Raw genomic sequence first — 25,739 nt, 5'->3', positions numbered from 1 at the left:
CCACATCGCGTAGAATGTTTAAATATAACTTGTGTTTTTACTTTAGATTTTTCTTCGATAAATTGCAATTGCGGCATAGCATTCAAAGGTATCCAAGGCAATACTTTTTCTTCTTTTGGTTCTGATGAACCGAATAGCTTTTTAAACATACATTCTATTTTTTATTTCCTCGAAAATGGAATTAATTTTAAATTAAACACCTTAATATCCATTTACTGATATAAATCATTCTTTTTGTCGAAACATTTTTGCAAACTTACTATCAGTAAACGTAATTACAGAAATAGACAAAAAGTCACCCTATTATTCACAAAAACAGACATTTTGTCTTGCAGATTAAACTGGTAAGATTGTTGCCTTTAACTAATAACAATAGAGAAAATTAAAAGATGTACATCTTATACTAAATTATAAAACACAACATAACTATGAACTTCAACAATTATACAATAAAATCACAAGAAGCCATACAACAAGCACAACAAATTGCGCAAGGTTATGGTCATCAACAAATAGAAAACGAGCACCTTTTTAAAGCTATTTTTGAAGTAGATGAAAACGTTTTACCATTTATATTAAAAAAACTGAATGTTAACGTTGCCATGCTTCAGCAAATATTAGAGAAGGATTTAGAAAGCTTTCCTAAAGTTACAGGTGGAGATATTATATTATCTAGAGAATTAGGAAAAACCTTAAATGAAGCATCTATTATCGCGAAAAAAATGAACGATGATTATGTTTCCATAGAGCATTTAATACTCGCTATTTTTAAATCGAAAAGTAAAATAGCGCAAATATTAAAAGACCAAAGCGTTACAGAAAAAGGCTTACAAGCAGCCATTGATGAATTACGAAAAGGAGATCGAGTAACCTCTCAAAGTCAGGAAGAAACCTACAACTCATTAAATAAATACGCTAAAAATTTAAATCAATTAGCAAGAGATGGAAAACTAGATCCTGTAATTGGTCGTGATGAAGAAATTAGAAGAATCCTTCAAATATTATCCCGTCGAACCAAGAACAATCCAATTTTAGTTGGGGAACCAGGAACTGGAAAAACAGCAATAGCAGAAGGTTTAGCGCATCGAATTGTAGATGGCGATATTCCGGAAAATTTAATAGATAAGCAAATCTTTGCCCTTGATATGGGAGCCTTAATTGCTGGAGCAAAATTTAAAGGGGAATTTGAAGAAAGATTAAAAGCGGTTATAAAAGAAGTAACAGAAAGCGACGGAAACATTGTTCTCTTTATAGACGAAATACACACGCTAGTTGGTGCTGGTGGCGGACAAGGAGCAATGGATGCTGCAAACATTTTAAAACCCGCATTAGCTCGTGGAGAACTGCGTGCCATTGGAGCAACCACTTTAGATGAATACCAAAAATACTTTGAAAAAGACAAAGCTTTAGAGCGTCGTTTTCAAAAAGTAATGGTGAATGAGCCAGATACCGAAAGTGCTATTTCTATTTTAAGAGGAATTAAAGAAAAGTACGAAACACACCATAAAGTGCGTATTAAAGACGAAGCTATTATTGGTGCCGTAGAACTTTCAGAAAGATATATTACCAATCGTTATTTACCAGACAAAGCTATTGACTTAATGGATGAGGCTGCTTCTAAACTACGTATGGAAATAAATTCTAAACCCGAAGAGTTAGATGTTTTAGATCGCAAAATCATGCAATTAGAAATTGAAATTGAAGCGATTAAACGAGAAAAGGACGAAACGAAATTAAAAGCATTACGTGCCGACTTAGCAAATTTAAAAGAAGATCGCAACGAGATTTATGCGCAATGGAAAACCGAAAAAGACGTTGTAGATAACATTCAAACAGCAAAGTCTAATATTGAAGAGTTTAAGCTAGAAGCGGAACGAGCAGAACGTGATGGCGATTATGGTAAAGTAGCTGAAATCCGTTACGGAAAAATTAAAGACGAACAAGAACAATTGGAGAAACTGCAAAAAGAACTGCAAGAAAACCAAAGCGAAAGTTCTTTAATTAAAGAAGAAGTTACCTATGAAGATATCGCAGATGTTGTAGCAAAATGGACAGGTATTCCGGTTACTAAAATGCTGCAAAGTGATCGTGAAAAACTTTTAAAACTAGAAGACGAATTGCACAAACGTGTGGTTGGTCAAGAAGAAGCAATTGTTGCTGTAAGTGATGCTGTGCGTCGTAGCAGAGCTGGTTTACAAAATCCGCAAAAACCTATAGGAACCTTTTTATTCCTTGGTACAACTGGTGTTGGTAAAACAGAATTAGCAAAAGCGTTGGCAGAATATCTTTTTGATGATGAAAGTGCCATGACTAGAATAGATATGAGTGAATACCAAGAACGTCATGCGGTAAGTAGACTTGTTGGTGCACCTCCAGGATATGTTGGTTATGACGAAGGCGGACAACTTACGGAAGCGGTACGAAGAAAACCGTATTCTGTGGTTCTTTTAGATGAAATTGAAAAAGCACATCCAGATACCTTCAATATCTTATTACAAGTATTAGACGAAGGAAGATTAACTGATAATAAAGGTCGTGTTGCCGATTTCAAAAACACCATAATTATTATGACCTCCAATATGGGAAGTCAGATAATTCAAGAGCGTTTTGAAGCTACCAAAGATGTAGATTCAGCAATAGAAGCAGCAAAAGTAGATGTATTAGCTTTACTGAAACAAACGGTAAGACCGGAGTTTTTAAACCGAATAGATGACACGATTATGTTTACCCCTTTAAGCAAAGAAAACATTGTTCAGATTGTTGGTTTACAGTTAAAAGGAATCACTAAAATGATTGCACAACAAGGCATTACTTTTGATGCGACACAAGAAGCTATAAATTATTTAGCAGACAAAGGTTATGATCCAGAGTATGGAGCAAGACCTGTAAAACGAGTAATTCAGAAAGAAGTATTAAACGCTTTAAGTAAAGAAATACTAGGAGGAACAGTAACTACAGATAGTATTATTCTCTTAGATGCTTTTGATGGAGAACTTGTTTTTAGAAACCAAAATAGTTTGGTTGCTGAAGAAGTATAAAATAATATATTCTTTATGGGAAAACACTTTTATATAGAATAAATCACAAAGTATTGTTAACGTAAAATAAGTTAAAAGTTTCTACGTTTTCATAATAAGTTGGTTAGTTAGTTGAAAAACAGCGCGAATCTTTTTAAGACGAGCGCTGTTTTTTTTTATGATTTAACCAGTTGTGTATTTTGATGAAATTCGTCAATTCGAGTGAATTTCACGATTGAAAATGAGTGAAATTTGTATCGAGAATAAGAATTTTAACTAATATTTAGTTCTCGATACAATTTTTCGTACCTCAAAATCACTCGAACTGACGTTTTAAAGATTTTAATTTATAATGCACAACGAGCTAATAGTTATTAGTCTACTACTAAACGCTTAGAATCTATTTTTCTTCCATCTACATACAGTGTATAAAAGTAAACTGCAGATTGTAAATTATTTTTTGTTAATGTAACAGAACCATCACCAAATTGCGTGATAGGAATATCATAAACAACTTGACCTAAAGCAGAAACCACTTGAATATTTGCAGTTTTATATTGCATTGGAATATAATAATCGATAGTTGTATTTACTTGAAACGGATTTGGAATATTTTGGTTTAATCGAATACTCGCGTTCCCATTCAAATCATCAGAAGGACTTTCTATACTTAAAGTTCCATCACAAGCACAAGCTTCAACTGCATCCATTCTAGCTATTAACGCATCAATTTGTGCCTGTTGCGCAGTATTTTCATTTTCTAAATCTGTAATTGCAGCTTGTAAAGGTGTTAAAATTGGTGCTAAATCTACAGCTACGGAAGTTCCATTTTCAATAGCAACCGTTAAAGTGGTATCTGTTAAAGAAGCAGAAGCTAAGTTTTGATTGTCTTCTGAAGGATTTACCCAATTGGTTCCATCAAAATAATAGGTTTTATTTTCATCGGTATCATACACTAACATTCCTGCAACCGCTCCCGCAGTAGCTAAGTCTCCACGACCAACCGTTGTTAAGCGGTTTAATAATAAAGCTTTATCTGTTGCAGCTAAATCTAAAGACGCATTAGCATCTGGCGTAATCGTTGCAATTCCTGCTTGACCAGCAATAAATGTATTACCAGTAATTGCAGCATTACCATTTACCTCTAGTCTTTCTGAAGGAGAAGCATCTCCCAAACTTACATTACCTGTAGCTGCAATATATAGAGAATTTGTTGCTGCTTGTGGTTGTATTCTAAAAGGAAGTAAACTTCCATTCGTAACATCTCTTACAAAAAAATTGGTTTCATTACCTGCAACATCCCAAATTTGAGGAGTCCAGCCATTAGCACCATCTTGTTCTAAACGCATTGTTGGCGAATCTCCATCTGTAACGTGTAATTCTACTGCTGGAGCTGCTGTTCCTAAACCAACATTACCAGCTGTCCCTATATATAATGCATTATTTCCTGCTCCTGCTAAAACGCGAAAAGGATTTGTTCCCGCCGTAGCATCGTCAATTGCAAAATAGTTAAGACCTCCATTAGCAGTATCGTTAATGGAAATTCTCCAGTCATTATCTGGAAAAGCCCCAGTACCAGAAGTATCATCAAAATGAATTCTTAGGTTGTTTTCTTTTAACCTAAAGGTATCAAAACCAAAGCTTTCTGCTGAAGTAACATCAAAACCAATTGCTAAACTGCCTTGAACAACTAAATCTTCGGCAATCACTTGTACACTGGTATCTACAGGAGCAAAACTACTACCTGGGTCGTCTTGTTGTGCAAATAAAGTTGAGCTAAGCGCAATGCATAGCATCAAAAAATAAGTGTTTTGTTTTTTCATAATATAATTAAATTAATTATTAGCACTCGAAAGGTATATTAATTTAATAGAGGAGAAAATAATTGCTTATTGTATTTTATAAAAAACAAGGGTTTCTACGTGGTTTTAAACTTTATTTATTAAAATAATCTTTCCATAAAATATCCTGTTTAGCGAAGTTTTAGCGCAAATCTGCACCTCTCGTTTTTTAGAAACAAACTCCTCTTTCTTCCGATTTTCTATGGAAAACCAAAATTCATTCTCCTCTTAAACGTAAGAGGAGAGCTTCTTTCTATTCTAAAACCTCATAATATTTAAAAAACCAAAACGTATAACTATCATGTAATCCAAATTACAGTTAGTACCCGCTCCTCTCTTTAGCTAAAGAGAGGTGGATTTTATGTAAAGGAAATCCGGAGAGTTTGACCTAAAATGCGAAGCTGTTTTTATCAAGACACATGCTTTATGCTATTTAAAACAAACTCCTCTTTCTTCTGATTTTCTATGGAAAACCAAAATTCATTCTCCTCTTAAACGTAAGAGGAGAGCTAATTACAGTTCTAAAATCTCAAAACATTAAAAAGTCAAAACGTATAATTATCATATAATCCAATCCACAGTTAGAACCTGCTCCTCTCTTTAGCTAAAGAGAGGTGGATTTATTAAAAATAAATTCGGAGCGTTTGACCTAAAACGCGAAGCTACTTTAAGAAATACAAACTTTATAATCGCAATGCTTTTTTAGATTTTTCTAATTGCTCCTGAAACAGCGTAGCATCTACTTCTTTTTTCCACATAGGAACAATTTTATGCAATAATTCTTTTCCTTCGGAAGTATTTAAAATTTCAGGAAAAGCTTTTTCTAAAACTTCTAACATTACAGATGTTGCAGTCGATGCTCCAGGAGATGCTCCTAATAAACAAGTAATACTTCCGTCCTTACTACTTACTACTTCTGTTCCAAATTGTAAAACACCGCCTTCAAATACATCCTTTTTAATTATTTGAACACGTTGACCTGCCACTAGAATTTCCCAATCTTCACTTTTAGCATCCTTAACAAATTTTCGTAATTCTTCCATTCTATCTTCATGGGAAGAAGTTACTTGTTCGATTAAATATTTCGTTAAAGGTAAATTATGCCAGAATGCGCCCAATAAAGGTGAAATATTATCCAATTGCACCGATTTAAATAGATCTAGATTAGAACCTTCTTTTAAAAACTTCGGACTAAACCCAGCAAAAGGTCCAAAAAGCAACTCGCGTTTACCATCAATATATCTAGTATCTAAATGCGGCGTAGACATTGGCGGATCGCCAATTCCTGCTTTACTATATACTTTTGCGTTATGCTGTTTTATAATTTCTTCATTTTTACAAACCAACCATTCGCCACTTATTGGAAAACCGCCATAGCCTTCCTTTTCATCGATTTCTACTTTTTGTAATAATAGCAAACTTCCTCCTCCTGCTCCAATAAATACATGCTTCGATTCTAGGTTATGTTTTTCATGGGTCACTAGATTTTTCATTTCTACGGTCCAATCAATATCTGCGCTAGGATCAACATCTTGCACTTCCATATTACAATGTACAGGTGTATTATATTTCGTTTCTAGAATTTTAAAAAGTGCTTTTGTAAGTGCGCCATAATTCACTTCTGTTCCTCGATCTATTCGAGAAGCAGCCATGATTTCGTCTTCTTTCCTATTATGCATTATTAAAGGAAACCAATCGGCCATTTTACTTTTTTCTCTAGTAAAATCAATAGTATTAAACATAAAATGATCTTTCATGGTATGAAAACGCTTCTCTAAATAATCCGCATTTTCTTTTCCTAAAACCCAACTATGATGTGGTACAGAAGTAATAAACGCTTCGGGATTCTCTAGTAATCCCTCTTCGACTAGATAACTCCAAAATTGTTTAGAAAACTCAAACTGTTCACAGATTTTTATCGCTTTTTCAATAAGGACAGAACCCTCTTCATTTTCGGGACAATAATTCAACTCACAAAGTGCCGAATGTCCTGTTCCTGCATTATTCCATGCTGCAGAACTCTCTTGCGCCACGGCATCCAATCGTTCTACAATTAAAACTTTTAAATCTGGTTTTAATATTTTTGAAATAAGCGCTAATGTTGCGCTCATAATTCCTCCTCCAACACAAATTAAATCGTATTCTTTAACGGCATTTATATCTTGCATAATTATATACTATCATTTAGGCTTAAATATATGCAAGTCCTTTCATATAAATAATTTTTAAACAAAAAAAAGGCCGCATATAGCGACCTTTTATAAGAAATCATGAATATTAAAATAATCTATAACCAATACCAACACCTGCTATAAAAGGATTAATGTCTACATCAGCACCAACTGTAGCGCCTAATGCGGTAGTAGCATTTACAGTTACATCTGTGTTTAATAATAAGTACTTAGCATCTAAATTAATAAACCATTTGTCGGTAATATCGAAATCAAATCCTAATTGAAAAGCAAAACCAAAAGCGTTATCATATTCCACTTTATCTGCTACAGGACCAGAATTTTCATCATAAAACAAAGTGTAATTCACTCCTGCTCCTACATAAGGATGCACCATATCGCCATTAAAATGGTATTGTAATGTCAACGTTGGAGGTAATAATCTAACATCGCCTAACGGAATATCTCCTGCCGCAGTAGATATCGCTTTCACATCATGTTTGGTTGTTGCTAAAATTAATTCTGCTGCTATGTTTTTAGTAAAAAAATAAGTTAAATCTAATTCTGGAACGTAATCGTTTGTAATAGTTACATCTCCACCAATAGCTTCTATATTTGCAGATTCATTTGGAACAACTGCTAAAGCTCTCACTCGGAGTTGAAATTTTGTAAAACCTGTATCTTCTATTGAAATATTCTCTTGTGCGTTCGTTGAAATAAAAGCGAAACTTGCAATTAAGGCGGTTATAAATAATTTTCTCATAATAATTGGGTTTAAATTTTAAACAAAATTAATTATGTAAAATACCCTAAAAGCTGACAAAAGTCATAGTTTGAAACCTTATTTTTTAATCCAATTTTTTAGATAAAAATTCGTAAAAACAGCCTCCGTTTTAAAAAAAATAAAGTAATTTTAATGACTATTCTAAGCTAAAATGAAATTAAACAAATACATCGATCACACGCTTTTAAAAGCAACAGCAACCAAAGAAGACATTATACAAATTTGTAAAGAAGCTATAGCACATAATTTCTTTTCGGTATGTGTAAATTCATGCTATATCCCTTTAGTTAAAGAGCAATTAAAAAACTCGGATGTAAAAGCATGCAGCGTTATTGGTTTTCCTTTAGGTGCCATGAGTACCAATGCAAAAGTAGAAGAAACCAAACAAGCTTTAAAAGATGGAGCAGATGAAATTGACATGGTTATCAATATCGGACTTCTAAAAAGCTTAGATTTTGATGCCGTTTCTAAAGATATAGAAGCTGTAAAAAAAGTAATGCCTAATCACACTTTGAAAGTGATATTAGAAACTTGTTATTTAGAAGCGTCAGAAATCCTAAAAGCCAGTGCACTTGCGATACATTCTGGTGCAGATTTTATAAAAACTTCTACAGGATTTGGAACTGGAGGAGCAACAATTAAGGACGTAAAACTAATGCAATCTGTTATTGCAAATGGCAACACTAAGATAAAAGCTTCCGGCGGAATTAGAGATACTAAAACGGCTTTAGAGTATATTGATCTTGGTGTGAATAGAATAGGAACTTCTAACGGAATTGCGATTGTAACAGGAATGCCTTCCGAAGAAAACAACTACTAATCATAAGCGTAAGAACTTTTTCAACTTTAAATACTTTTTAGTACACGTACAACTTTTAAACAAAAAAAATGAGCATACATATTGGAGCCAAGAAAGGCGATATTGCAGAAACTATTTTATTACCAGGAGATCCTTTACGCGCAAAATGGATTGCCGAAACTTTTTTTGAAAACCCAGTTTGTTTTAACGAAGTAAGAGGTATGTTGGGCTATACTGGAACTTATGAAGGGAAACGCGTTTCGGTAATGGGAACCGGAATGGGAGTTCCTAGTATTTCTATTTATGCCCATGAACTGATTACGCAGTTTGGTGTTAAAAACTTGATTCGTGTTGGTAGTTCTGGTTCATACCAAGAACACATTAAAATAAGAGATGTGGTTTTCGCAATGGCTGCTTCTTCTAATTCTGGAGTAAACGAGTTACGTTTTGGAGGTGCGGACTACGCTCCTACTGCGAGTTTTGAACTTTTTCAAAAAGCGGTAGATGCTGCAAAAGCAAAAAAAATTGCCATTAAAGCTGGAAACGTTTTTACTAGTGACGAGTTTTATGCAGATGATTTTGAATCCTACAAAAAGTGGAGCAAATTTGGTGTGCTTTGTGTAGAAATGGAAACTGCAGGCTTATATACGGTTGCAGCAAAACATAATGTAAATGCACTTACTATTCTTACTATTTCTGATTCTTTAGTAACAGGTGAAACCACTACTAGTAAAGAAAGAGAAACTACTTTTAAAGATATGATAGAGATTGCTTTAGATTTAGCTTAAGCATTCGTTGTTATTACCGTAAAAAGGAACTCTATTTTACGGTAATTTCTTTCAATTCTATTTTAGAAAGCAATTTAAGTGTATCGTTTTCAAAAGCCTTGTCTGTATCCAAAAGATTAAGGCTTTCGTCTGCTGGTTTAAAATTATTATAATCTACAAAACGCAATCCATTTATAGTTCGCACATTATACGCTTCGCGGAAACGAATGCCAACACCAGAATCTTCTTGATACGAATACGCTAAATAATCTACCGTGAAAGTTTTAGTGTTTATCCAATATAAAAACTCATCTTCAAAATCTTCTCCGCCACCTTCTTGTTTAAAAGTCACTTTAATTTTATGATATTTTTTTCCTTTAATAAAAACCTCTCCTAAATCTTCTTTAATTACCGCAGCATCGTTTAAGCCGTAAGGTAGTAAAGCAAAATAATGCACAGAGTTTACAGATGCTGCATATTTTACAGCCATGGTATCGGCAACTACCATCTCTTTATTGTTGATAAATCTTTTAAAACCCTTATTATTTAATACATCACGAGTTACCTGCGTAGAATCTTTGAACTCGCGTTCATATTGATATATATCCTTTTTACGAATGGCAGTATACTGCTTATCTCTAAAATTAAATACTATTTCTGCGTCTCCATATTTTTGGCCACCAGCGACTTCTATTGCTTTCTCAATAATAGTATTTGCTGTTTCGACTTTTTCGGTTTTACAAGCTATAAATAGGACACAAACCACAATTAGGTATTTTAAATTTTGCATGAAATATAAGTTTCTTTAGATTGTCGCGAAATTAATCAATTAATAACATTTTAGTACTTAATTAAATTATGTAATTTTGGCGTACATGCAAAACAAAGTAAACATAAAAAACAAAAAGGCAAGATTCGAATACGAGATACTCGATAAGTATACCGCTGGAATTGTTTTAACTGGTACCGAAATAAAATCTATTAGAGATAGTAAAGCTTCTATTACAGAAAGTTTTTGCGAATTTAATGAGAAAGGAGAGCTGTTTGTTATCAACATGACCATTCAAGAATATGTTTATGGTAACTACTATAATCATGCGCCAAAAGCAGAACGCAAACTTTTATTAAATAAACGCGAGCTTAAAAAGTTAGAAAAAGACGTGAATACAAAAGGTTTAACGATTGTTCCGTTACGTTTATTTTTAAATGAAAGAGGTTTAGCCAAGCTAGTTGTTGCTTTAGCAAAAGGGAAGAAACTGTACGATAAGAGAGAGACGATGAAAGACAGTGATAATAAACGGGACTTAGCCAGAATCAAGAAAAGTTTTAATAATTAACTGCTTTTAATTATTAAAACTTTTCTTCTGAATTATTTCCTTTAAACATAAAAACAAATTTCTGAATCTCATTTGGAAACCTATATTGTTTTTGTGTTCATATTGCTTCGTTTTCTAAAACTATAGAAAAGATTAGTTCTTATCTTCTAATAAGGGCACAAAACGAAACTCGCCAAATTCGTGTTTTTCAAATTCTTTTTCTCCATTTCTAATAAATAAAGTCATGGTTTGCACGTCATCTCCAACAGGAATTACTAATCGTCCGCCAACTGCCAACTGACTTAATAATGGTTTTGGGACAAATGGAGCACCAGCAGTCACAATAATACTTGCGAAAGGAGCTTCTTCTTTCAACCCTTTATAACCATCTCCAAAAATGAGTTTCTTTGCGCGATAGCCTAACTTAGGCAAAAACTTACTTGTCTTTTTAAAAAGCTCTTGTTGTCTTTCAATACTATACACTTTTGCGCCTAATTCGCACAAAACAGCAGTTTGATAACCACTTCCTGTACCTATTTCTAAAACTTTATCGGTGGGTTTTATTTGTAATAATTCCGATTGAAAAGCAACCGTATAAGGTTGTGATATCGTTTGGTCTGCACCAATAGGAAACGCTTTATCCTGGTATGCATGGTCCAAAAAACTAGAATCCATAAACAAATGTCTCGGTATTTTTCTAATAGCAGCTAGCACCTGTTTATCCTGTATTCCCTTAGCAACTAGAACATCTACTAGTTTTTGTCTTAATCCTTGATGTTTAAATGTATCTTTCAAAAAGTGAGTTAGTTTAGAATGCTAAAATTAAACAAACATTTTAAAGACCATGAATAAAAGAGCAAAAAAAAACATCAAATTATAACAACTTGATGCTTTGTCTTTTATTATAAAGAAGTTTAATTGGAAACAATTATCTTATAAGTGGTAACATCTTCTTTACCAACTAAAGCAACCATTTCTTTCGCTTTTTCAAGAGATGTAGAATAACCCGTTGCTGTACCATAATTACTTTCTACTTCCCATAAATACATATCTTTTTTATAGTTGTTTTTAAATGTCTCTAATTTCGTTTTTAAGTCGTTCGCTTGTAAAGTTTGTGTCCCGTTGCTTGCAGAAATAGTTGTTGTAATAAAAAATACTGCGCTTAATGTTATCATTAATTTTTTCATGATTCTATAAATTTTAAGTTAAACAATGTGTGCTCTTATAAGTCGTACACTATATCTACGAACTAAACTTTAACAATAGATTTCGCACAAATCACAAATTTCCGTTAAAGGGTAGTTAAGGATTTCTTAAAATGAATTCCTTTAAAAAGATTGCCAAGAATTAACAATTAAAAAATTAAAAATCTTATTTTTGTTAAAAACGTAAAAGAATGCTAAAAGCTGGAGTTCTTGGTGCTGGTCACCTTGGGAAAATTCATTTAAGACTACTTCATCAATCTGATAAATATAATCTTGTAGGTTTCTATGATGCCGATGAAGAAAACGCAAAAAAAGTAGCTGCCGAATTTGGGTACACTTATTTCAATTCTATTGACAAGCTTATTGAAGCTGTAGATGTTGTAGATATTGTAACTCCTACGCTTTCTCATTACGATTGTGCTAGAAAAGCTATCGCAAAAGGCAAACATATTTTTATTGAAAAACCAATAACCAATACGGTGGAAGAAGCCGAAACACTAAGAACCTTAGTTGCTGAATATGGTGTAAAAGGACAAGTTGGCCATGTAGAACGCTTTAATCCTGCTTTTATAGCGGTTAAAGATATGCTGGACAAACCAATGTTTATAGAAACACATCGTTTAGCCGAATTTAATCCTCGTGGTACAGATGTTCCTGTAGTTTTAGATTTAATGATTCACGATATAGACATTATTTTAAGTGTTGTAAAATCTAAAGTAAAACACGTTAGCGCAAGTGGTGTCTCGGTAATTAGTGACACTCCAGATATTGCAAATGCCAGAATAGAATTTGTAAACGGCTGCGTGGCAAACTTAACTGCGAGTAGAATTTCTTTGAAAAACATGCGTAAAACGCGTTTCTTTCAACGGGATGCTTATGTTTCTGTAGACTTTTTAGAAAAGAAATGTGAAGTAGTTAAAATGAAAGATGCTCCAAAAGAACCTGGAGATTTCGATATGATTTTACAAAACGCAGAAGGCATTAAAAAGCAAATCTATTTTGATAATCCGCAAGTAGATGGTAACAATGCTATTCTGGACGAATTAGAATCTTTTGCAGATGCCATAAATAACAACACAAAACCAATTGTAACCTTACATGATGGTACAGAAGCTTTACGTGTTGCAACGATGATAATTGATCAGTTTTAGAAATCCCAATCGTACTTTTTCCCTAAGGGAAAGACACGCAATTGGAAGAACTATTCATTATTACATAACAGTTTCCTTTCCTTTTCATGAAAAGACAGTAAAATGGTAAAATATACAAATAACGGTTTCCTTTCCTTTGGAAAGGATTAAGGATAGGAAAAACATTAACAAGATTCCCATTTTCATGGGAACAAAAAAATATATTTTTTTATGAAAAACGTAGCAGTAATTGGCGCTGGAACCATGGGAAATGGTATTGCGCATACATTCGCACAATCGGGATTTAACGTACAACTGATAGATATTAGCGAAGCCTCTCTTGAAAAAGGGATACAAACCATTTCTAAAAATTTAGATAGAATGGTTGCTAAAGAAAGAATTACAGAAGCAGATAAAGCAAAAACTTTAGGAAATATTACCACCTTTACGAGCATTCCTGAAGGTGTAAAAAATGTTGGACTTGTAGTAGAAGCAGCAACAGAAAATGTAGATTTAAAACTTAAAATTTTTAAGCAGTTAGACGACGCTTGCGCGGAAGACACCATCTTAGCATCCAACACTTCTTCTATTTCCATCACACAAATTGCTGCGGTTACTAATCGTCCCGATAAAGTAATTGGTATGCACTTTATGAATCCGGTACCAATTATGAAGTTGGTAGAGATTATTAGAGGTTATAATACCAGTAACGAAGTTACCAATACCATTATGGAACTTTCCAGAAAACTAGGTAAGACACCAACAGAAGTGAATGATTATCCTGGTTTTGTTGCTAACCGAATTTTAATGCCAATGCTTAATGAAGCTATCGAAACGTTATACAATGGGGTTGCAGGTGTAGATGAGATTGATACGGTTATGAAATTAGGAATGGCGCACCCAATGGGCCCCTTACAATTAGCAGATTTTATTGGACTAGACATTTGTCTTTCCATTTTGAATGTGATGTATGACGGGTTCAAAAATCCGAAATACGCTCCTTGTCCGTTATTAGTAAATATGGTAAGAGCAGGGAAATTAGGAGTGAAATCTGGTGAAGGTTTTTATGATTATTCCGAGAGTAGAAAAGCGGAGCATGTAGCGAAGCAGTTTTTGAAATAGAATGTGTTCAGTGTTCAGTGTTCAGTGTTCAGTGTTCAGTGTTCAGTAAGTTTCCAAACTAGAAATGAGTTCAAAAATAAAAGATGTTAAGGTTTCAAGATTTATTAGCTTATAAAAAAGGATTCGATTTAGCAATGAAAATTTTCAACATTTCTAAATCTTTCCCAAAAGAAGAAACGTATTCTTTAACAGATCAAATTAGACGATCTTCAAGAAGTGTATGTGCAAATCTAGCGGAAGCTTATAGAAAAAGATTATATCTAAAACATTTTATTAGTAAATTAACGGATAGTGATGCAGAAAACTCTGAAACTCAAACTTGGCTAGAATTCTCGTTAGCTTGTGAATACATCAATCAAGAAACTTTTAATGAATTGACAGCGAAAAGCATTGAAGTGGGCAAACTAATTAACTATATGATTCAAAATCCAAGTAAATTTGGTTCAAAATAACAAAGTTCTGTTCACTATTTACTGTACACTGAACATGGATTACTGAGTACTGAATACTTTATATGATACATGGCTAAAATAATTCCTTTTAAAGCAGTAAGACCAACGCGGGATAAAGTAAGTTTGGTAGCATCACGCTCGTACCAAACTTACACGCAAGCAGAACGTGAAGCACGATTAGATTATAATCCGTTTTCCTTTCTACACATTGTAAATCCCGGCTATAAATATGCGCATGAAATTACGGGAGAAGAACGCTATACGTTAGTAAAAAATCGTTATTCTGAATTTAAAGAGGATAACATTTTTGTGCAAGACGAAAAACCATCCTTTTATATTTATAAAATTGTAGATCGCGAGCAGCAAGTTTTTCATGGTATTATTGCTGCTGCGAGTGCGGAAGATTATGAAAAAGACATCATCAAAAAACACGAAGACACTTTAGAGTTTCGGGAGACTATTTTTAAAGACTATCTAAAAACAGTTGGCTTTAATGCAGAACCAGTACTACTCACCTACCCAGATAATAAAACAATTGCTTCCATTTTAAAAAATACCGAAAAGAAACGCGCTGAATACGAATTCACCACAACCTACAGAGACACACATTATTTGTGGAAAGTGGAAGACGAAGCCATAATTGAAACCATCTCTCAAGAGTTTAAAAAAATGGAGACCATTTATATTGCAGATGGTCATCATCGTTGTTCCTCTTCCTATTTATTAAGTAAAGATTTAAAAGAAAATAACACAAAGCATAACGGAACGGAGCCTTATAATTTTTTTATGAGCTTTTTAATTCCGGAATCGGAATTACGGATTCATGAATTCAACCGGTTAATTAAAGATTTAAATGGTTTAACTAAAGAAACTTTTCTAATTAAATTAGATACGGCTTTCCGAATTGAAAAAAGAGGAATAATTCCATACAAGCCAAGTAAAAAACATCATTTCAGCATGTATTTAGATGGCGATTTTTACTCTTTATATTTACGCAAAACGAATTACAATTTCAATAACTCACTTGATGCATTAGATGCACAGTTGTTGTATAAAACCATTTTACAACCTATTTTAGGTATTGATGATTTAAGAAATGATAGTCGCATAAAGTATCTAAATGGAAAGACAGATATTATCAATTTAAAAAGCAGTATCGATAGTGGTGCATTTGCTGTTGGTTTTGGTATGGTTCCTGTTACTATAAATGAAATGAAAAAAATTGCAGACGAGGGTTTAAAAATGCCACCAAAAAGCACGTATATTGAACCGAAACTGAGAAGTGGCGTAACTATTTATGAGTTTTAGTTTAAGTCAAAAGGTTAAAAAAATCAGGCATTCGTTGTCATTGCGAGTGCAATTGAGTAATCTATTTAAAAGGAAAAAATACAGATGAGCATAACAAAAAATCTACAAGACATACAATCACAACTCCCAGAAAACGTAACCCTTGTTGCGGTTTCTAAAACCAAACCTGTAAGCGACATAATGCAAGCATACGAAGCTGGACAGCGCATTTTTGGCGAAAACAAGATTCAGGATATGGTAGATAAGTTTGATGCAATGCCAAAAGATATTGCTTGGCATATGATTGGTCACGTGCAACGTAATAAAGTGAAATACATGGCGCATTTTGTAAGCCTAATTCACGGTGTTGAGAATTTTAAAACGCTAAAAGAAATAAACAAGCAAGCAGCAAAACACGATAGAAATATAGACTGCTTGTTACAAATAAAAATAGCTTCCGAAGATTCTAAATTTGGAATGACTGCCGATGAAGCTTCCGAAATATTACAATCTTCAGCATTTTCAGAATTAAAAAACGTTACCGTTGTTGGAGTCATGGGAATGGCTACTTTTACCGAAGACCAAGAACAAATTAAAAAAGAATTTAGTACGCTAAAAACAACGTTCGATAACTTAAAAGAAATAAACACAGAGCTCACCACCATTTCCATGGGAATGAGCGGTGATTTTAAGTTAGCAATAGATTGCGGGAGCACCATGGTTCGCGTTGGAAGTAGTATCTTTGGCAATAGAAATTATAATAATTAAGTAAACACTGCAAGTTTACACTCAAAAGTAAAACACATAGCACTTATTTGTACACAATAGTAGACATAGAAACCACCGGAGGAAAGTATAATGAAGAAGGAATTACAGAAATTGCTATCTACAAATACGACGGTCACGAAGTAGTAGACCAATTTATAAGTTTAGTAAATCCAGAACGAGAAATACAACCTTTTGTAGTTAATCTAACAGGAATAAACAGCAATATGCTGCGCAACGCTCCAAAATTTTACGAGGTAGCAAAACGAATAGTAGAAATTACAGAAGACACCATTCTTGTAGCACATAATGCAAAATTTGATTACCGAATTTTACGTACAGAGTTTAGACGCTTAGGCTTCGAATTTAAACGAAAAACCTTATGTACTGTAGAGCTTTCTAAAGACCTTATTCCAGATCAGCCTTCTTACAGTTTAGGAAAACTTACTAGAGCATTAGGAATCCCTATAGCCGACAGACATCGCGCTTCTGGAGATGCCTTTGCCACCGTGAAGCTATTTAAAATGTTATTGGATAAAGATTTGAAGAAAAATATCATTCAAGAATCGATAAGACAAGAACCAAAAAACCAGGTAGAATCCAGGCTTTTAAATATTATAGATAGTTTACCTTCTATCACTGGCGTTTATTTTATGCATAAAGCAGATGGCGAAATTATTTATATTGGTAAAAGTAAAAATATAAGAAAACGTGTTAATCAGCATTTTACAGGCACCACGCATAAAGCTAAAAAAATACAACTACAAGTTGCAACGGTAACGTATGAAGCTTGCGGTAGTGAACTAGTTGCTTTACTAAAAGAAAGCGAAGCCATAAAACAAAATAAACCTATTTTCAACAGAGCATTAAGAAAAACGGTTTTTACGCACGCGCTTTATAGTTTTGTAGATGAAAAAGGTTACATCAATTTAACTATTGATAAAGTGGATGGCAGAAAAAAACCAATAACGACATTTAGCAATAGACAAAGCGCCAAAAACTTTATGTTTAGTAGAACGGAAGAATATAACCTTTGTCAGAAACTTACCGGTTTATACGAAACAAAAACAAGTTGTTTTAATTACAGCGTAAAAAGCTGCGACGGTGCTTGTGTACAAGAAGAAGATCCAGAAACATACAACAAACGTGTGCAACAACTTATAGATAAAAACGCTTTTACTAACGAAAACATTGTCATCATAGATAGAGGCCGCGAAGTAGATGAACGCGCAGCCATACTAATACAAAATGGTGTTTTTAAAGGTATTGGTTTTTATAGTTTAAACTATCAAATAAACAATATCGATGTGTTAGAATCTGTAATTACTCCGATGGAAAATAATAGAGATACACAACATATTATTAAAAGTTATTTAAGACGAAATAAAAGACTGAAAGTTTTAACTTTAGATTAGAATGAAAAAAATTTATCTGCTATTATTCTTTATTAGTACTGCTAGTATTTTTAGTCAATCCCATTCGTTTAATTCCAAAGATTACACAGTTACAAGAAGCGACATAGAAACCAATACCTTTGAAAAAGATTCTACAGCAAATGCGTTAGTTCTTTATGAGTTTGGTAAAAGCTATATTGATGAAAATTCGTTTCTGCTAAAACACGAATTCAAACAAAAATTAAAAATCTTAAATAGAAAAGGATTTAACCAAGCTACCTTAACGGTTTATCTTTATAATTCGGATACGAAAAAAGAAAAAATAACAAAACTTTTCGCAACGTCTCATAGTCTTATAAATGGCAAAGTAGTAACAACAAAGCTTAAAGAAAATGAGATTTATACCGAAAAATATAACGACAACTACACCCTCGTAAAATTCACACTTCCTAATGTTAAAGAAGGCACAGTAATCACCTATAGTTACACCTTAACTTTGCCTTTTATTTATAAATATCAAAATTGGGCGTTTCAGAGTGATATTCCAAAATTATATAGCGAATATAATACGAGTATTCCTGCAAATTATGAGTATCACATCAAGTTAGTTGGCTCCATTCCGTTAACTAAAAACGAATCGACTATAACAAGAGATTGTCTAGAAGCTGGTCGCGGCGGATCTTCAGATTGTACCGAATCCATCTATATCATGAAAGATGTTCCTGCTTTTATTGAAGAAGACTACATGACCACTAAAGACAATTATTTGTCAAGAATAGAATATGAATTAAAACTAGTTCAAGGCTTTGATGGTGTTGTAGATAATATTACCAAAACATGGAAAACTACAGATAGTGAAATTAAAGGAAATAAAAATATAGGAAAACAATTAAATAAAAATGTAAATAAAGAAGACCTATTAAATGCTGCTATTTTAAATGAAACAGATCCTTTAAAAAAAGCAGAATTAATATATAAACATATTCAAAACAACTATACTTGGAATAACACTTACAGCATTTTTAGTGATGTTTCGGTAAAAGAAGTCATAGAAAAGAAATCTGGTAATGTTTCCGGAATTAATATCTTATTACATAATTTACTAAAAGCATGCGATATAGATGTAAAACCAATACTTCTTTCAACAAGAAACAATGGTTTACCAACGACTATTTATCCTGTGATTTCCGATTTTAATTATCTAATTGTTCAAGCAACCATTAATAATAAAACCTATTTACTAGATGCAACCAACAAGTATTTATACTTTGGGCAAGTTCCGTTTAGATGCTTAAATCAATACGGAAGACTTTTAGATTTTAAAAATAAAAGTGAATGGGTAAATATCGAGGCAGCAAACACTTCTAATACCAGTTACCGCGTAAACTTGAGTCTAGATAAAGAATTAAATATAACTGGAGAAGTTGATTTTGTTACCAGAGGATATCATGCATTATCCAGAAAGGAATCCTATTTTGAAAATCCCAGCCAACATGAAAAGAATTTAGCAAATAAATACGAAAACATTACATTTTCGGAATATCAAGCAGAAACAACAGAAATAAACAGTTTAGATTTTAAAGAAAATTTTAAAATAAATTATGAAGTAGAAAAAATTGGAGACCATATTTATCTAGATCCTTTTATCTTTAAATTCTTTGAAGAAAACCCTTTTAAACTTCAAGAAAGATCCTATCCTATCGATTTTGGTTATAAAGATGCCTATGTGTATTCCTACAAAATAAAAGTTGATGATGCCTTCGAAATTGTAGAATCACCTAAAGAGGTTATGCTTCAATTACCAGAAAACGCAGGCAGATTGATATTTAATACTACGGTTAAAAATAATGAAATTATAATGTATTTTAAGCTTAATTTCAATAAAGCCATATATGTAAACGAGTTTTACCCGTATTTAAAAGAAATAATGAGTACCGTTGTTAACCTACAAAACAACGCTACCATTGTTTTAAAAAGAAACTAACAAACTTTTTCACTACTTTTGACACTATGACTACTTATAAAGTAAATAAATGGCGGCTTAAACTTCAAGAAATTATCTATGAAGCAGATACGCCTGCTGGTAAATTATTTGATGTAGTCTTACTAATTACCATTATTGCTAGTATTATACTTGTAATGCTAGAAAGCGTAAGAAGTATTGATATAAAATATCATAACCTTCTAAATATTTCAGAATGGGTTATCACTATCCTTTTTTCATTAGAATATGTCGCTAGAATTATTACCGTAAAAAAGCCACTAAAATATATTACTAGCTTTTATGGTGTCATCGATTTACTTTCTACCATCCCAAAATATTTATCCTTAATATTTGGTGGTGTGCATGCACTTGCCGCTTTACGTGCCTTACGTTTATTACGTGTTTTTAGAATTTTAAAACTCGCTCGTTATTTAGGAGCCTCTAATAATCTACTAACCGCAATAAAAGCAAGTCGTGTAAAAATTTCGGTTTTCCTTTTTGCTGTAGTGATTATATCTATTATTTTAGGAACCATTATGTACATGATAGAAGGTGAAGAAAATGGTTTTACTAATATCCCTAAAAGCGTCTATTGGTGTATTGTAACCCTTACAACGGTTGGCTATGGTGATATTGCACCACAAACGCCAATTGGTCAATTTATAGCATCTATTGTTATGATTTTAGGGTATGGTATTATTGCGGTTCCAACTGGAATTGTAACTTCAGAGCTAACTAAAACGATGGGACCAGATAAAAAAGTACATACCAATACACAAGCTTGTCCTAGTTGTAGTAAAGAAGGGCACAAAGACAATGCGGAGTTTTGCTATTCTTGCGGACATCAATTACATATTTAATTTTTGGGCGTTTACTACTACGCAAAAGCTTCGTAGCACCAGGCTTTCCGTTATATCTTTTTTGTCTTAGAACTTATTTAAGTGATGATTGGTCTTTCTATTTAGATCTATTGCTACCGCAGCAACCTTCCTCTAAACAAAAAAGGATGCCACTTCAATCCTTAACGCTTTTGTTTATTACGAATAACAAGTATCTTTACATCAAATCCATAAATTATCAAACCAACAACTTCACATAAAACATTAATTTCTATTGTAGGTCCAACTGCTATTGGTAAAACAAACCTCAGCATTACACTTGCAAAACATTTTAATACCGAAATTATTTCCGCAGATTCCAGACAGTTTTTTAGAGAAATGCAAATTGGTACTGCTGCTCCTACGCGATTAGAATTAGCCGAAGCTACCCATCATTTTATTCACCATAAATCTATTCTCGAACCATACAGCGTTGGTACTTTTGAAAAAGATGCTTTACAAAAATTAGAAGATCTATTTAAAAATCATGATATCGTTATTATGGTTGGTGGTTCTGGTTTGTATGTAGATGCGGTTACCAAAGGATTAGATCATTTTCCGGAAGTAGATAAAAGCATCCGAGAAAACCTAAATACCCAATTAGAAAAAGAAGGTTTAGCACCACTTCAAGAACAGCTTAAAACCTTAGATGAAATTACGTATAACACTATTGCTCTAGATAATCCACAACGTGTAATTCGCGCTTTAGAAGTTTGTATTGGTACTCAAAAACCGTATTCCTCTTTCTTAAATAAAGAAAAAAATAATAGACCTTTTAAAACCATTACAATAGGTTTAACAGCAGAGCGCGAAATTATTTACAACAGAATAAATAAACGTGTAGATATCATGCTTGAAGAAGGATTGCTAGACGAAGTAAACAAACTCACACCACACAAAAACTTAAACGCATTAAATACAGTAGGTTATAAAGAAATTTTTAATTATTTTAGTGAAGCGTGGACTTTAGAATTTGCCATTAGCGAAATAAAAAAGAATTCGCGAAGATTTGCAAAACGACAGCTTACCTGGTTTAAAAGAAATCAAGAAACCTTGTGGTTTGATTACTTAACAGCTTCCGAAGCTGTAATTAAAAAAATAACCGATGAAATTAATAAAGAGTAATATATACATACTTTTAGTTCTAACTACTTTCATCTTTATTTCTTGTGGGAAAAAAGAACAAAAAAATCCGCTTATAAATTACGAAGTACAAAACGAAATGTTTTTTGTTGCAACCATGCAAAAGCATTTAAACGCTGTTACGAAAAAAGACTTAACGACATTAAAAAGCACATTATCTCCAAACGGAAATATGCAACTCATACTGCCAAATACAGAAATAACAAATACGGTGGATGCTTTTATGGAATACCATAAAAACTGGTTTGCGGTAGAAATGCCTTGGACCTTTGAAACCAAAATTTTAAATACCGAAATTGGTAAAGACTTCGGTATTGCCATTACAGAAATAGTATACCGAGAACCAGAACGAAATGGCGAACCCTATTTTAATAGAATGCATGTTAGTTATGCACTTCAAAAAATAGAAGGAAAATGGTATATAATTAAAGATCATGCAAGTTCTATTGAAAAGTCTACAGACAAAAAGGAACTATAATTACTAACAATTTATTATCTTAATTGGATAATAATCCATGTAATGCAGCGACCAACCACCATTCAAGAAGTTCTAGATCAATTAGATAAAATTATAGAACTAGCAATTTCCAATAATGATAGAGTTGGTTTATTTGCTTTTATATATAGAAGAACTACTGCCGAAATTCAAAAAGAAATACTACTACAAAATTTTGAAGATAATGCGCGTTTAGAAAAACTAGATGTCGCTTTTGCAAACCTGTATTTAGACGCGTATAGTAATTATACAAAGCAAAAACCAATACCTAAATGCTGGAAATTTGCTTTCGATACTAAAAACGACAGTCTTACCATTTTACAGCACATTATGCTAGGTATGAATGCGCATATTAATTTAGACTTGAGCGTTTCTACAAGTATAACAATGGCTGGTGCCAGCTTAATAGCCATTGAAAACGATTTTAATAAAGTAAATGATATTCTGTTTAATATGGTTAATGAAATGCAGGACAGACTGAGCAAAGTATCTCACGCAATGTTTTTGCTAGATCTCCTTGGGGAGAATACCGACGAAAAAATCATAGATTTTAGCATGCGAAAAGCAAGACAACAAGCCTGGAACAGTTCGAACTTGTTATGGTCTTTAGGAAATAATGTAAATGCAGAAGCTATAGATAAAATAGATATACTTGTTTTAAAGCTTTCCGAAATTATTAAATCTCCAAAATCGAAGATTCTAAAATTTGCATTAAAATTAATAAGTAGATTTGAAGAAAAAGATATCGGAATTATTATCTCTAAACTGAAGAGCAACTCCTATTAAAATACCTTTTAAACCTTTTTAAGAACAATAGGAAACAAAAAAATCCAGCGTAAACGCCAGATTTTTTTATTGGTAATAAGGATAAGATTTAAGCTTCGGTATTCACTACCAGTCTAAAACCTTCACCATGTATATTTAGTATTTCTACTTTTGGATCTAGTTTCAGGTATTTACGTAGCTTTGCTATATACACATCCATACTTCTAGAAGTAAAATAATTATCGTCTCTCCAAATTTTAGTTAACGCCAATTCTCTTGGCATTAAGTCATTTTCATGTAAAGCTAATAAACGTAAAAGCTCATTTTCTTTTGGAGATAATTTTACTTGATCTCCGCCATTATACGTTAAAAAACGAAGTTTAGAATTCAAATCAAATCCTCCAATTTTAAACTCAAATTGTTTACTATCGGTAACGGTATCAGAAGCTTTACGTTGTATAATTGCTTTAATTTTCATTAAAAGCACTTCACTATCAAATGGTTTATTTAAATAATCATCTGCACCAACTTTATAGCCTTTAAGTACATCTTCTTTCATTGCTTTTGCAGTTAAGAAAATAATTGGCACATCTGTGTTTTTCTCACGTATTTCTTTAGCTAGTGTGAAACCATCTTTATAAGGCATCATTACGTCTAAAATACATAAATCGAAATCGTCTTTCTTAAATTTTTCAAAGCCTTCCATACCATTTTTGGCATGCGTAACTTCGTAATCATTCATCATTAAATAATCTTTTAAAACGGTTCCAAAATTGGGGTCGTCTTCTACTAATAATATCCTCTTTTGTTGTTCATTCATAGCTTTATGATATTAGCGGAAGTCTTATAATAAAAGTACTTCCTTTGTCTTTTTCACTTTCTACAGATACATGACCTTGATGATCATCTATCATTCTTTTCACATATGCAAGACCTAATCCGTGTCCTTTTACATTATGTATATCTCCTGTGTGTTCTCTATAAAATTTTTCGAATACACGTTTTTGAGCTGCTTTGCTCATACCACTTCCATGGTCTTTAATTTTTAATAAAATATTGTCTCCTACATTTTCTGTAGAAACCTCTATTTCTGGTGCTTCTGGAGAATACTTAATTGCGTTATCCAGAATATTTACTATTACATTAATAAAGTGTGTGTCATTAGCTAAAACCGAAGTTTTTTTGGCTGCTAAATTTGTTTTTAGGTAGCCTTTCTTATCCTCTATAATTAACTCTACATGTGTAACTGCATCTTCTATTAAGTCGTGCAAGTCTACATTTTCCTTACTAATGTTTAGTTCATTTTTTTCAAGTTTAGATATCCTTAGTACATTTTCTACTTGCGCATGCATACGTTTGTTTTCCTCTTTTATCATACCGAGATACCGTAGTACTTTCTCTTTATCGTCTATAATTTTCGGATTACGTATCGCGTCTAAAGCCAAGTTAATAGTAGCAATTGGCGTTTTAAACTCGTGCGTCATATTATTTATAAAATCCGTTTTAATTTCAGAGATTTTACGTTGCTTAAAAAGTTGTAATAAGGCGCTTGCATATGCTATAATAATAATCGTTGTAAATACTACAGACAAAATCATCATGGTAATTATAGAAGACCAGATAAACCTATTGTGCTCTGGAAAATTAACCAGTAACCTATAATTATTATTATTTAATTCGTTTTCAAAAATAGGCACACTAAAAGTGGATGCATTTTGTAATTCAAAAGCTTCACTATGTACTTTTGTTGCTAGATCATTATCATAAATTGCATATTGAAAATCTATATTTATATTATCTTCATTAAGTTGTTTTTCCAACAATCTATTAATTTCTTTTTTGGAAACCCTTTGATGAATTGGCATTCTACTTGCTATTGTTCTAAAAGCCTTTTCAAAAGATATTTTTTCTGCCTCGGTAAGTCTTCCTGAATTAGAAATACTTAAAACAGGATTCATATTTAAATCGGTATCTGTTCCGTTAGAATTAGAATAAATTTTGGTTTCCGAATTGCTTAATATTTTCTGAATATTAATACTATCTCTATCTAAACCTATGTCAAAGAACGCTGTTGATAAGGTGTAATTTTTTTCAAAAATCCCACTTTTATACACTATTGTTTCGTTCGTGTTTTGATTTTGCTGTACTATAAATAAGTTTCTAATAGCAACAGTATCTGCTTGTTTTTGCTGGTCTGCGAGTTGCTGATACATCGTGTAATACTTATCTAGCTCTTTTTTTTCTATAGCCGATGTTGTATAACTTAGTGCTTTTTTTACATTAAAGTTAAACTGCTCTTTTTTATTGTCTACGGAGTTCTTTATATAATATGCTTGTACAGAAATAATTCCTATAAGCGATAAACTCATTAAAACAATTAATAAGATGAATAGTTTTTTGCTCATCCCGTCAAAATTAACATT

At 32.6% G+C, this 25,739-nt stretch carries 23 protein-coding genes; 15 read left to right on the top strand and 8 right to left on the bottom strand.

Annotated features, from left to right (window positions below; genetic code table 11):
• Nucleotides 1–428 precede the first annotated feature (428 nt).
• The gene (clpB, locus tag ACVCZW_RS13695; protein ID WP_452229527.1) at nt 429–3,038 is read left to right on the top strand and encodes an ATP-dependent chaperone ClpB; all 2,610 of its coding nucleotides are present in this window, start codon (nt 429–431) and stop codon (nt 3,036–3,038) included.
• 353 nt (nt 3,039–3,391) lie between these two features.
• Here clpB and ACVCZW_RS13690 read toward each other — a convergent pair whose 3' ends face one another.
• The 3 genes from ACVCZW_RS13690 to ACVCZW_RS13680 form a co-directional block, all read right to left on the bottom strand.
• Entirely contained in the window at nt 3,392–4,840 is a 1,449-nt protein-coding gene (locus tag ACVCZW_RS13690; RefSeq protein WP_452232681.1) for a T9SS type A sorting domain-containing protein, read from the bottom strand.
• A gap of 701 nt (nt 4,841–5,541) precedes the next feature.
• Nucleotides 5,542–7,026 carry a malate dehydrogenase (quinone) gene (gene mqo, locus ACVCZW_RS13685; protein WP_452229529.1) on the bottom strand — a complete coding sequence of 495 codons (1,485 nt, stop codon included), beginning with the start codon at nt 7,024–7,026 and terminating at the stop codon, nt 5,542–5,544.
• Between the two features lie 109 nt (nt 7,027–7,135).
• Nucleotides 7,136–7,792: an OmpW/AlkL family protein gene (locus ACVCZW_RS13680; protein WP_452232680.1), complete on the bottom strand. Its 657-nt coding sequence runs from the start codon at nt 7,790–7,792 to the stop codon at nt 7,136–7,138.
• A gap of 172 nt (nt 7,793–7,964) precedes the next feature.
• Between ACVCZW_RS13680 and deoC the strand changes: the two genes are divergently transcribed.
• Nucleotides 7,965–8,633: a deoxyribose-phosphate aldolase gene (gene deoC / locus ACVCZW_RS13675; RefSeq protein WP_452232679.1), complete on the top strand. Its 669-nt coding sequence runs from the start codon at nt 7,965–7,967 to the stop codon at nt 8,631–8,633.
• A 68-nt stretch (nt 8,634–8,701) separates the two neighbouring features.
• On the top strand, nt 8,702–9,400 hold the full coding sequence (gene deoD / locus ACVCZW_RS13670) for a purine-nucleoside phosphorylase (RefSeq protein WP_452229532.1): 699 nt from the start codon (nt 8,702–8,704) through the stop codon (nt 9,398–9,400).
• A 31-nt stretch (nt 9,401–9,431) separates the two neighbouring features.
• On the opposite strand, the gene ACVCZW_RS13665 is transcribed toward deoD, so the two are convergent.
• The gene (locus ACVCZW_RS13665) at nt 9,432–10,169 is read right to left on the bottom strand and encodes a DUF6503 family protein (protein WP_452229533.1); all 738 of its coding nucleotides are present in this window, start codon (nt 10,167–10,169) and stop codon (nt 9,432–9,434) included.
• Between the two features lie 85 nt (nt 10,170–10,254).
• On the opposite strand from ACVCZW_RS13665, the gene smpB reads away from it, so the two are divergent.
• Nucleotides 10,255–10,716: an SsrA-binding protein SmpB gene (gene smpB, locus ACVCZW_RS13660; protein ID WP_452229534.1), complete on the top strand. Its 462-nt coding sequence runs from the start codon at nt 10,255–10,257 to the stop codon at nt 10,714–10,716.
• A gap of 132 nt (nt 10,717–10,848) precedes the next feature.
• On the opposite strand, the gene ACVCZW_RS13655 is transcribed toward smpB, so the two are convergent.
• The gene (locus ACVCZW_RS13655; protein WP_452229535.1) at nt 10,849–11,490 is read right to left on the bottom strand and encodes a protein-L-isoaspartate(D-aspartate) O-methyltransferase; all 642 of its coding nucleotides are present in this window, start codon (nt 11,488–11,490) and stop codon (nt 10,849–10,851) included.
• 119 nt (nt 11,491–11,609) lie between these two features.
• Entirely contained in the window at nt 11,610–11,882 is a 273-nt protein-coding gene (locus ACVCZW_RS13650; protein WP_452229536.1) for a hypothetical protein, read from the bottom strand.
• Between the two features lie 209 nt (nt 11,883–12,091).
• Between ACVCZW_RS13650 and ACVCZW_RS13645 the strand changes: the two genes are divergently transcribed.
• The 11 genes from ACVCZW_RS13645 (at nt 12,092) to ACVCZW_RS13595 (ending at nt 23,337) form a co-directional block, all read left to right on the top strand.
• Nucleotides 12,092–13,051: a Gfo/Idh/MocA family protein gene (locus ACVCZW_RS13645; protein WP_452229537.1), complete on the top strand. Its 960-nt coding sequence runs from the start codon at nt 12,092–12,094 to the stop codon at nt 13,049–13,051.
• 210 nt (nt 13,052–13,261) lie between these two features.
• Nucleotides 13,262–14,152, top strand: coding sequence for a 3-hydroxybutyryl-CoA dehydrogenase (locus tag ACVCZW_RS13640; protein WP_452232678.1), 891 nt, complete (start codon nt 13,262–13,264; stop codon nt 14,150–14,152).
• Between the two features lie 83 nt (nt 14,153–14,235).
• A complete protein-coding gene (locus tag ACVCZW_RS13635; protein WP_452229539.1) occupies nt 14,236–14,604 on the top strand; it encodes a four helix bundle protein in 369 nt (122 codons plus the stop codon).
• Between the two features lie 69 nt (nt 14,605–14,673).
• Nucleotides 14,674–15,912 carry a DUF1015 domain-containing protein gene (locus tag ACVCZW_RS13630; RefSeq protein WP_452232677.1) on the top strand — a complete coding sequence of 413 codons (1,239 nt, stop codon included), beginning with the start codon at nt 14,674–14,676 and terminating at the stop codon, nt 15,910–15,912.
• Between the two features lie 84 nt (nt 15,913–15,996).
• A complete protein-coding gene (locus ACVCZW_RS13625; RefSeq protein WP_452229541.1) occupies nt 15,997–16,659 on the top strand; it encodes a YggS family pyridoxal phosphate-dependent enzyme in 663 nt (220 codons plus the stop codon).
• Nucleotides 16,660–16,706: 47 nt separating this feature from the next.
• Nucleotides 16,707–18,071 (top strand): exonuclease domain-containing protein, encoded by a 1,365-nt coding sequence (locus ACVCZW_RS13620; RefSeq protein WP_452232676.1) that lies wholly within the window; start codon nt 16,707–16,709, stop codon nt 18,069–18,071.
• Between the two features lies 1 nt (nt 18,072).
• Entirely contained in the window at nt 18,073–20,034 is a 1,962-nt protein-coding gene (locus ACVCZW_RS13615) for a DUF3857 domain-containing protein (protein ID WP_452232675.1), read from the top strand.
• A 26-nt stretch (nt 20,035–20,060) separates the two neighbouring features.
• Nucleotides 20,061–20,894 carry an ion transporter gene (locus ACVCZW_RS13610; RefSeq protein ID WP_452229544.1) on the top strand — a complete coding sequence of 278 codons (834 nt, stop codon included), beginning with the start codon at nt 20,061–20,063 and terminating at the stop codon, nt 20,892–20,894.
• Between the two features lie 216 nt (nt 20,895–21,110).
• A complete protein-coding gene (miaA, locus tag ACVCZW_RS13605) occupies nt 21,111–22,037 on the top strand; it encodes a tRNA (adenosine(37)-N6)-dimethylallyltransferase MiaA (protein ID WP_452232683.1) in 927 nt (308 codons plus the stop codon).
• Nucleotides 22,018–22,533: a YybH family protein gene (locus tag ACVCZW_RS13600; RefSeq protein WP_452229545.1), complete on the top strand. Its 516-nt coding sequence runs from the start codon at nt 22,018–22,020 to the stop codon at nt 22,531–22,533. The genes miaA and ACVCZW_RS13600 overlap by 20 nt, the downstream gene beginning before the upstream one ends.
• A gap of 42 nt (nt 22,534–22,575) precedes the next feature.
• Nucleotides 22,576–23,337, top strand: coding sequence for a DUF5995 family protein (locus ACVCZW_RS13595; RefSeq protein WP_452229546.1), 762 nt, complete (start codon nt 22,576–22,578; stop codon nt 23,335–23,337).
• A gap of 88 nt (nt 23,338–23,425) precedes the next feature.
• Here ACVCZW_RS13595 and ACVCZW_RS13590 read toward each other — a convergent pair whose 3' ends face one another.
• A complete protein-coding gene (locus tag ACVCZW_RS13590; RefSeq protein ID WP_452229547.1) occupies nt 23,426–24,136 on the bottom strand; it encodes a response regulator transcription factor in 711 nt (236 codons plus the stop codon).
• Between the two features lie 4 nt (nt 24,137–24,140).
• Entirely contained in the window at nt 24,141–25,721 is a 1,581-nt protein-coding gene (locus ACVCZW_RS13585) for a sensor histidine kinase (protein ID WP_452229548.1), read from the bottom strand.
• Between the last annotated feature and the right edge of the window lie 18 nt (nt 25,722–25,739).

The organism is Lacinutrix sp. MEBiC02595, from assembly GCF_053601555.1.
This window is presented reverse-complemented; position numbering and strand designations above follow the sequence as displayed.